Here is an 8,307-nt window from a genome sequence, read left to right as displayed (position 1 = left end):
CGCCCCAGCAGCCCTATCCGCCGCCCCAGCCGGGGTACGGCTGCTGCGGCGGATAGGGCTGCTGGGGCGGGTAGGGCTGCTGGGGGTACGGCGAGCCGTACGGACCCGGGGCCTGCGGGGGCTGCTGGCCGTACGGACCCGGGTTCTGCGGGGGCTGCTGGCCGTGCGGGCCCGGGTTCTGCGGCGGTGGAGGCATGGACACGCCAGCACGCTACTGCACTCGGGTGAACAAACGGGTGCCGCACCCCGTTACCGGTCAGTCCTCCGCCGCCCCGGACTCGATCGCCGCCTCCACCTCGGCCACCCGTTCCCGCTCCTCGGCGGCGAAGCGCTCGGCGTCCAGCCGCTCGGCCAGTTCCTCGTCCTGGGCCATCAGCAGGTCCAGTCGGGAGTCGCCCAGCTCGAACACGCCCATGTCCGCGTAGGCCCGCTGGAGCCGCTCGCCCCACAGGCCGATGTCCTTGACGCAGGGGACGATGCGGCTGAACAGCAGCTTCCGGAAGAGCTGGAGGAATTCCGACCGTTCGCTCAGCGCCTCCGCCTCGGCCTTCGGGATGCCGAAGTTCTCCAGCACCTCCGTCCCGCGCAGCCGGTCGCGCATCAGGTAGCAGCCCTCGATGACGAACTCCTCGCGCTCGCGCAGTTCGGCGTCGGTGAGCTGCTTGTAGTAGTCGCGCAAGGCCATCCGGCCGAAGGCGACGTGCCGGGCCTCGTCCTGCATGACGTAGGTCAGGATCTGCTTCGGCAGCGGCTTGTCCGTGGTGTCGCGGATCATGCCGAAGGCGGCCAGCGCCAGGCCCTCGATCAGCACCTGCATGCCGAGGTAGGGCATGTCCCAGCGGCTGTCGCGCAGCGTGTCGCCGAGCAGCGACTGGAGGTTGTCGTTGATCGGGTAGACGAGACCTATCTTCTCGTGCAGGAACCGGCCGTAGATCTCGGCGTGCCGGGCCTCGTCCATGGTCTGGGTCGCGGAGTAGAACTTGGCGTCCAGGTCGGGCACCGACTCCACTATCCGGGCCGCGCAGATCATGGCGCCCTGCTCGCCGTGCAGGAACTGGCTGAACTGCCAGGAGGCGTAGTGCCGGCGCAGCTCGCCCTTGTCCTTCTCGGAGAGCTTGGCCCAGTAGGGGGTGCCGTACAGGGACATCGCCTCCTCGGGGGTGCCGAGGGCGTCGTACGGGTCGACCTCCAGGTCCCAGTCGATCCGGGTCCGCCCGTCCCACTGCTTGTCCTTGCCCTTCTGGTACAGGGCGAGAAGACGGTCGCGTCCGTCGTCGTACTCCCAGCTGAACCGGGCGGCACCGGCGGCGGGCACCTGCCAGGAGGAGTCGCCCGGAGGGTTGGCGTAGAGGTCGTGCGTCGGCATACCCCGCAGGCTCACACGTAGACGCCGAGTCAACAAGTTGCGCGCGAGGGATTGACGGTCTTGCTGACAAGCAGTCTTATAAGAGTCAGGACGACTACCCCCGGGTAACAGAGGTGAGGGAGCCATGACGACCCTGACGGAAGCGGACGCGCTGGACGGGCTGCGCGACGCGCTCGGCCTGCTCAAGGACCGGGAACAGGTGGCCGAACGGCTGCTCGTCTCTTCCGCCAAGCACTCCTTCGACCCGGACAAGGAGCTGGACTGGGACGCGCCCTTCGAAGAGGGCAAGTGGTTCTGGCCGCCGGAGCTGGTGTCGCTCTACGACACCCCGATGTGGCAGCGCATGAGCGAGGAGCAGCGGATCCTGCTGTCCCAGCACGAGGCCGCCGCGCTGGCCTCGCTCGGCATCTGGTTCGAGATCATCCTGATGCAGCTGCTCGTCCGGCACATCTACGACAAGGCGGCGACGAGCGCGCATGTGCGGTACGCGCTCACCGAGATCGAGGACGAGTGCCGGCACTCGAAGATGTTCGCGCGGCTGATCTCGCGCGGGGACACGCCCTGGTACCCGGTGAGCCGGGTGCACCAGACCCTCGGCCGCCTGTTCAAGACGATCTCCACGACCCCCGGTTCCTTCACCGCCACGCTGCTCGGCGAGGAGGTCCTGGACTGGATGCAGCGGCTGACGTTCCCGGACGAGCGGGTGCAGCCGCTGGTCCGGGGGGTCACGCGCATCCACGTGGTCGAGGAGGCGCGGCACGTCCGGTACGCCCGTGAGGAGCTGCGCCGCCAGATGGTGACCGCGCCGAAGTGGTCCCAGGAGTTCACCCGGGTCACCTCCGGCGAGTTCGCCCGGGTCTTCTCGGTGGCGTTCATCAACCCCGAGGTCTACACGAACGTGGGCCTGGACAAGCGGGAGGCCATGGCCCAGGTGAAGGCCAGCGCCCACCGCCGGGAGATCATGCAGACGGGCGCGAAGCGGCTGACCGACTTCCTGGACGACATCGGGGTCCTGCGGGGCGTGGGACGGCGCCTGTGGAGGTCGTCGGGCCTGCTGGCGTAGGCAGCGGCCGGGCGAGGGCGGGCCGCCCCGGGGAAGCAGGACCGCCCGCGGCCACCAGCGCCCCGAAGGGGCGCGAGGAACTGCGCGACCAGCCACGACGGAGCCGCGGTCGCCGATGTGGCAGCGCCCCCGCGGCGATTAGGCTGGCGCTCATGACCCCGTCGGCCACCCCCGCATACCGTCGGCTCAGTGTCGAGGAGCGACGCAGCCAGCTCCTCGACGCGGCGCTCTCCCTCTTCGCCCACCGCACCCCCGAGGACGTCTCCCTGGACGACGTGGCGGAGGCGGCCGGAGTCTCGCGTCCGCTGGTGTACCGGTACTTCCCGGGCGGCAAGCAGCAGCTGTACGAGGCCGCGCTGCGGTCGGCCGCCGACGTGCTCCAGCAGTGCTTCGGCGAACCCCGCGAGGGCCCCCTGCTGCCCCGCCTGTCCCGCGCCCTGGACCGCTATCTGGCCTTCGTGGACGAGCACGACACCGGCTTCAGCGCGCTGCTCCGGGGCGGCAGCGTGGTGGAGACCTCCCGCACCACGGCCATCGTGGACGGGGTGCGCCGGTCCGCCGCCGAGCACATCTACGAGCACCTCGGCGTCACCGACCCCGGCCCCCGGCTGCGCATGACCGTCCGGACGTGGATCACGGCCGTCGAGGCGGCCTCCCTGATCTGGCTGGACGAGGGCAAGCAGCCCCCGGCCGGGGAGCTGCGCGACTGGCTCGTGGAGCAGTTCGTGGCCGTTCTCACGGTCACCGCGGGCCGCGATCCGCAGACCGCCGTCCTCGTCGACGCGCTCGCCGAGGATGGCCGAGACTGACCTTGTGAAGAGCCAGGACACCCCCTTCGAGGGCGGCCCCATGGACGGGCGCGTGCTGCCCGTACTGCTCGGCCCCACCGGGCACCCCCCGAAGACGTACCGCATCCCCGTCCCGGACCCGGCGGGCGGCCCGCCCACCGTGCTGGTCTACCGCCGGGTGCCGCGCGCGCACAGCAGGCGGCTGGGGCTGGTCCAGGGATGGAAGTACCAGTACGCCCCGGACGACCGGTCCGGCGGAAAGCTCCGCTGGCCCTGGTCGAAGCCGGACGCCGCGCCGTCCGGCAAGCCGGATGACGCGAACGGGTGAAACCGCTGGGCCGAACCGCGCAGGCCTCCCCCCGGTACCGCACCGACACGTCTGATTATCACCTTTGCGACGGACGGCGGAGAGTCCGCCCTCCCCTCCTTCCCGCAGAGGTGACGACGTGTCAAGAGCCCTTCTGTCCCTGGCCGGTGCGGCCGTACTGGCGGCCCAGGCCGCCCTCGTGCCGGTGCCCGCCGCGGCCACGCCCGACCCGCAGCGGTCCGTGGCCCAGCTGCTGACGGACCTTCAGCGGCTGTACCGGCAGGCCGAACAGGCCACCGAGACCTACAACGCCACGACCGAGCAGCTGGAGCGGCAGCGCGCCGAGGTGGCCCGGCTGGACGGCGAACTGGCCCGCGCCCGGCTCGCCCTGAAGGGCAGCCGCACCGACGCCGGGCGGCTGGCCCGGCAGCAGTACCAGAGCAGCGGCGGCCTGGGCCCGTACGTGCGGCTGCTCCTCGCGCCCGACCCGCAGCACGCACTGGACGAGGGCCATGTCATCGGCGAGCTGGCCCGCGAGCGGGCCCGTACCGTCACCCGGCTGGCCACGGCGGAGAAGCGCAAGGACGCGCTGGCCCGTGCGGCCCGCAAGGCCCTCGACACCCAGCTCGGCCTGGCCGGCCGGCAGCAGCGGCAGCGCGACGACGTCCGGACGAAACTCGCCGACGTGGAACGCCTGCTGGCCGCTCTCACCCCGGACCAGCTCGCCGCCATCGCCCGCCTGGAACAGCAGGGGGTCACCGAGGCCCAGCAGCGGCTCACCACCGCGGGCGCCCTTCCCGCCGACGCCCCGGCCTCGCCGGCGGGCGACCGCGCGGTCCGCTATGCGATGGACCAGATCGGCAAGCCGTACCGGTGGGGGGCGAAGGGGCCGGACGCGTACGACTGCTCGGGCCTCACCTCGCAGGCGTGGTCCCGGGCGGGGACGCCGGTCCCGCGCACCAGCCAGGAGCAGTGGGACCAACTGGGGAAGGTCCCGCTGAACCGGCTCCGGCCGGGCGACCTGGTGGTGTACTTCCCCGAGGCCACGCACGTGGCGATGTACGTGGGGGACGGCAAGGTCGTCCAGGCGCCCAGACCGGGCGAGAAGGTCACCGTCTCCCCGATCGCCAGCTACCCCATCCTCGGCGCGGTGCGCCCCGGCACGGCGGGGCGGGGCTAGGCCCTGTCGTTCGGATCATGCCGGCATCGCGGCGCCTTCGGCTTGTCCCCCTTCGACCCCTGTTCTCCCGCGTCTCTCCGCCGCCACAAGTGTCACAAGGGGGACGATCTCGTCAGGCCCCGGTCACCGAGGCCAGGTAGGCGGCCGTCTTCTCGGGGTCGTAGAAGAAGTCCTCGAAGTCGGCGGGGTCGTTGAACCCGTTGGCGAATCGATCCGCCACGGGCTGGAGCCCGCCGGCCGCGCCCAGGAGGTTCAGCACGTGCTCCGGCGGCGGCGCGAGCATGGCGTTCGTCCACTTCGTCACGTGCTGGGCGGTGGCCCAGTACCGGTCGAAGGTCTGCCGCATCCACTCCTCGTCGAACGGCTGGTCCCCGCGCTCCAGGATCGACGCGAGGTACGCCGCCGCGCACTTGGACGCCGAGTTGGAGCCCTGCCCGGTGATCGGGTCGTTGGCGACGACCACGTCGGCCACGCCCAGCACCAGTCCCCCGCCGGGCAGCCGGCCCACGGGGTTGCGCACGGTCGGGGCGTACCGGCCGGCCAGCGTGCCGCCGGCGTCGGTCAGTTCGACCTTCGTGGCCCGCGCGTACTCCCAGGGCGTGAACCGCTCCATGAGTTCCAGGGTCAGGGAGAGGTGCTCCGCCGGGTCCTTGACGCCCTTGAAGACGTCCAGCGGGCCGCCGGGTATGCCCTCCCAGAACAGGATGTCGGCGCGGCCGGAGGTGGTGAGCGTCGGCATGACGAACAGCTCGCCGACGCCGGGGACCACGTTGCAGCGGACCGCGTCGAACTCGGGGTGCTCCGGGCGCGGGCCGAGCCCGTGCACGTACGCCACCGCCAGCGCGCGCTGCGGCTCGCTGTACGGGGAGCGCTCGGGGTCGCGGGCGAACATCGACACCAGCTCGCCCTTGCCGGCCGCGACCAGGACGAGGTCGTAGGTGCGGGAGAAGTAGTCCAGGTCGCCGACCGCCGCGCCGTGGATGACCAGCTGGCCGCCGCGCTGTGCGAAGGTCTCCATCCAGCCGGCCATCTTCACCCGCTGGTCGACCGACTGCGCGTACCCGTCGAGCCTGCCCACCCAGTCGATCGCCCGCTGGGTCGGACCCGGGTCGTGCGAGCCGGGCGCGGCGACGGAGACGCCGAGCCCCTCGATCTTCGGGGCCTGGGACTCCCAGAAGTTCAGCTGGAGATCACGCTCGTGCTGCAACGCCGTGTGGAACATGCACTGCGTGGACATGACCCGGCCGGAGCGGATCTCGTCCGCGGTCCGGTTGGACATCAGGGTGACCTCGTAGCCGTGCGACTGCAGGCCGAGGGCGAGCTGGAGGCCGGACTGGCCGGCCCCGACGACGAGTATCTTCCGCATGCGGGTGGTGCCTCCTACGGGGTGAGGACTACTCGGGGGTTTCGTCCAGCGCGTGGGCCACCAGGGCCAGGAGGGTCTCGATCACCGAGATCCGCCGTCGCGCGTCCATGATCATGACAGGGATGTGCGCGGGTATCGTCAGCGCCTCCCGTACGTCCTCAGGATCGAACCGCTCGCTGCCGTCGAAGTGGTTGACCGCGACGACGTACGGCAGCCCGCAGCTCTCGAAGTAGTCCAGCGCCGGGAAACAGTCCTTCAGGCGGCGGGTGTCGGCCATGACGACGGCGCCGATCGCACCGCGCACCAGGTCGTCCCACATGAACCAGAACCGCTGCTGGCCCGGCGTGCCGAACAGGTAGAGCACCAGGTCGTCGTCGAGCGTGATGCGGCCGAAGTCCATGGCCACGGTCGTGGTCAGCTTGCCCGGCGTGGCCGACAGGTCGTCGGTGCCCTCGCTGGCCTCGGTCATCAGCGCCTCGGTCTGCAACGGCGTGATCTCCGAGACGGAGGTGACCAGCGTGGTCTTGCCGACGCCGAAGCCGCCCGCCACCACGATCTTGGTCGCGATGGGCGCGCGGGTTCGGTCCGTCTGCCAGGCCTTCAGATCCTCGTCCGGCTCGGCGAACCCGGCGACGAGGGGGGTGCCCCCGAAGGAGGCGGTGGCGTCAGAGACGGCGGAGTCCACTCAGCACCCTTTCCAGCAGAGCGCGGTCCGGGCGGCCGGTGCCGTGACCGGTTCCGGTGCCGTACACACGGATCTTTCCCTGGTCCGCGAGATCGCTCAGGAGCACGCGGACCACGCCGAGCGGCATCTTCAGCAGCGCGGCGATCTCGGCCACCGTGCGCATACGGCGGCACAGTTCGACGATGGCCCGCATCTCCGGCATCACCCGGGTGGCGAGGGAGCCATTCGTCAGTTCCTTGCGCTCCTCCGGCGCCTCCAGCGCCGCCACGAACGTCTCCACGAGGAGGACGTGGCCGAAGCGGGTACGGCCGCCGGTGAGCGAGTAGGGGCGGACGCGGGCGGGCTTGCGGTCGCCGCCGCGGACCGGGAGCTGCGTCTTCCCTGGTTTCTTCGGGGTGCCGGTCATCGGTCGCTCCCCGTCGACTCGGCTTCCAGGTTCTTGCGGAGTTCACTGCGCAGTTCGGGCGTCAGGACGTGGCCGGCGCGGCCGACGAAGAGCGCCATGTGGTAGGCCACGACGCTCATGTCGCACTCGGCGCTGCCGTGCACGCCCAGGAGTGAGCCGTCGCTGATCGACATCACGAACAGGCTGCCCTCCTCCATCGCGACCATGGTGTGTTTGACCCCGCCGAACTCCAGCAGCTTCGCGGCGCCGACGGTGAGGCTGCCGATGCCGGAGACGATGGTGGCGAGGTCGGCGGAGGAGCCGCGGGGGCCCTTCGCCGGGCGGGCCTGGCGGGACTGCTCGGTGTGGCCCGGATCGGACGAGAGCAGCAGCAGGCCGTCGGACGAGACCACGGCGACGGACTGGATGCCGGGTACTTCCTCGACCAGGTTGGTCAGCAGCCAGTGCAGGTTGCGGGCTTCGCTGCTCAGTCCGTAGGTAGTGGGCGCGGTCAACTGCTTGCCTCCTCGGCTGTGCCCCCCGTGGCTTCTTCGGCGTGTGCGTGACTGGTCGGCCGCTTGGTGTTGGCCGTCTGTTCGGTGATCTCCGCCGCCACGTCGCGGTAGCCGGCCTCGGCGCCGCGGCGGAAGCCGCCGAGCCTCCTGCGGAGGGCGTCGGCGTCGACGGATGCGCTGCGCTGGCGGGGCGGGGCGGCGGGGGCGGTGATCTTGGGTGTGCGCTTGGGGAGGCCCTTGCTGGTGAGCCGTTCCTCGGCCTCGGCCTCGGCCTCGGCCTGCGGCGCTTCGGCGGGGGCGGTCGCCTCGGCTTCGCCTTCGGCGTCCGGGTTCCCGCCCGCACCGACCGTGCGGGTCTCGTCGTCGCGTGCGGGTGCCCCCTGTGGGGCGGACTCGCCGTCGGCGGCCGCCGGGTCCTCGGGCCGGTCCGTCGCCGGGTGCGGCGGCTCTGCCGGGGTGTCCGGGAGCAGGAGTTCCATCGTCGTCTCGGCGTAGGTCTCCGCCGGGGCCTTCGGGCGGGTCTCCGTGTCCCGGGCGGGCTGGGCGGCCTGCTCGTGGGCCTCCTCCGGCGACTCCTCCGGTGCCGTCTCCGGCGACTCCTCCGGTGCTTCCTGCGGTGCCTGCTCCGAGGCCTCCTCGGCGGCCTCCTCGG

General features: G+C 71.6%; 10 protein-coding genes and 1 pseudogene. 4 read left to right on the top strand and 7 right to left on the bottom strand.

What is annotated here, in order from left to right; genetic code table 11:
* Nucleotides 1-13: 13 nt before the first annotated feature.
* A complete protein-coding gene (locus CCN44_RS37780; RefSeq protein WP_086703302.1) occupies nucleotides 14-202 on the bottom strand; it encodes a hypothetical protein in 189 nt (62 codons plus the stop codon).
* A gap of 54 nt (nucleotides 203-256) precedes the next feature.
* Nucleotides 257-1,366, bottom strand: a complete 1,110-nt coding sequence (locus CCN44_RS37775) for a ferritin-like domain-containing protein (protein ID WP_059252583.1) — start codon at nucleotides 1,364-1,366, stop codon at nucleotides 257-259.
* 124 nt (nucleotides 1,367-1,490) lie between these two features.
* Here CCN44_RS37775 and CCN44_RS37770 point away from each other — a divergent pair, with 124 nt between their 5' ends.
* The 4 genes from CCN44_RS37770 (at nucleotide 1,491) to CCN44_RS37755 (ending at nucleotide 4,704) form a co-directional block, all read left to right on the top strand.
* The gene (locus CCN44_RS37770; protein WP_059252582.1) at nucleotides 1,491-2,429 is read left to right on the top strand and encodes an AurF N-oxygenase family protein; all 939 of its coding nucleotides are present in this window, start codon (nucleotides 1,491-1,493) and stop codon (nucleotides 2,427-2,429) included.
* 152 nt (nucleotides 2,430-2,581) lie between these two features.
* Nucleotides 2,582-3,238, top strand: coding sequence for a TetR/AcrR family transcriptional regulator (locus CCN44_RS37765; protein ID WP_086703300.1), 657 nt, complete (start codon nucleotides 2,582-2,584; stop codon nucleotides 3,236-3,238).
* A gap of 4 nt (nucleotides 3,239-3,242) precedes the next feature.
* Nucleotides 3,243-3,545: a hypothetical protein gene (locus CCN44_RS37760; RefSeq protein WP_086703297.1), complete on the top strand. Its 303-nt coding sequence runs from the start codon at nucleotides 3,243-3,245 to the stop codon at nucleotides 3,543-3,545.
* 118 nt (nucleotides 3,546-3,663) lie between these two features.
* Nucleotides 3,664-4,704: a C40 family peptidase gene (locus tag CCN44_RS37755; RefSeq protein WP_086703294.1), complete on the top strand. Its 1,041-nt coding sequence runs from the start codon at nucleotides 3,664-3,666 to the stop codon at nucleotides 4,702-4,704.
* A 112-nt stretch (nucleotides 4,705-4,816) separates the two neighbouring features.
* Here CCN44_RS37755 and CCN44_RS37750 read toward each other — a convergent pair whose 3' ends face one another.
* The 5 genes and pseudogenes from CCN44_RS37750 to CCN44_RS37730 all read right to left on the bottom strand — a co-directional run.
* Nucleotides 4,817-6,070: a styrene monooxygenase/indole monooxygenase family protein gene (locus CCN44_RS37750; protein ID WP_059252578.1), complete on the bottom strand. Its 1,254-nt coding sequence runs from the start codon at nucleotides 6,068-6,070 to the stop codon at nucleotides 4,817-4,819.
* A gap of 28 nt (nucleotides 6,071-6,098) precedes the next feature.
* Nucleotides 6,099-6,755, bottom strand: coding sequence for a GTP-binding protein (locus CCN44_RS37745; RefSeq protein WP_059252577.1), 657 nt, complete (start codon nucleotides 6,753-6,755; stop codon nucleotides 6,099-6,101).
* A complete protein-coding gene (locus tag CCN44_RS37740) occupies nucleotides 6,736-7,161 on the bottom strand; it encodes a DUF742 domain-containing protein (RefSeq protein WP_059252576.1) in 426 nt (141 codons plus the stop codon). The genes CCN44_RS37745 and CCN44_RS37740 overlap by 20 nt, the downstream gene beginning before the upstream one ends.
* Nucleotides 7,158-7,655, bottom strand: a complete 498-nt coding sequence (locus CCN44_RS37735; protein ID WP_059252575.1) for a roadblock/LC7 domain-containing protein — start codon at nucleotides 7,653-7,655, stop codon at nucleotides 7,158-7,160. Before CCN44_RS37735 ends, CCN44_RS37740 begins: the two co-directional genes overlap by 4 nt.
* Nucleotides 7,652-8,307, bottom strand: a pseudogene (locus CCN44_RS37730) (histidine kinase); the annotation flags it as partial. The gene CCN44_RS37735 and the pseudogene CCN44_RS37730, both read right to left, overlap by 4 nt.

Origin of the sequence: Streptomyces tricolor, from assembly GCF_002155905.1 — a bacterium.
Classification (GTDB): domain Bacteria; phylum Actinomycetota; class Actinomycetes; order Streptomycetales; family Streptomycetaceae; genus Streptomyces; species Streptomyces tricolor.
The sequence above is the reverse complement of the archived record's forward strand: the minus strand, read 5'-3'. Positions and strand labels throughout refer to the sequence as shown.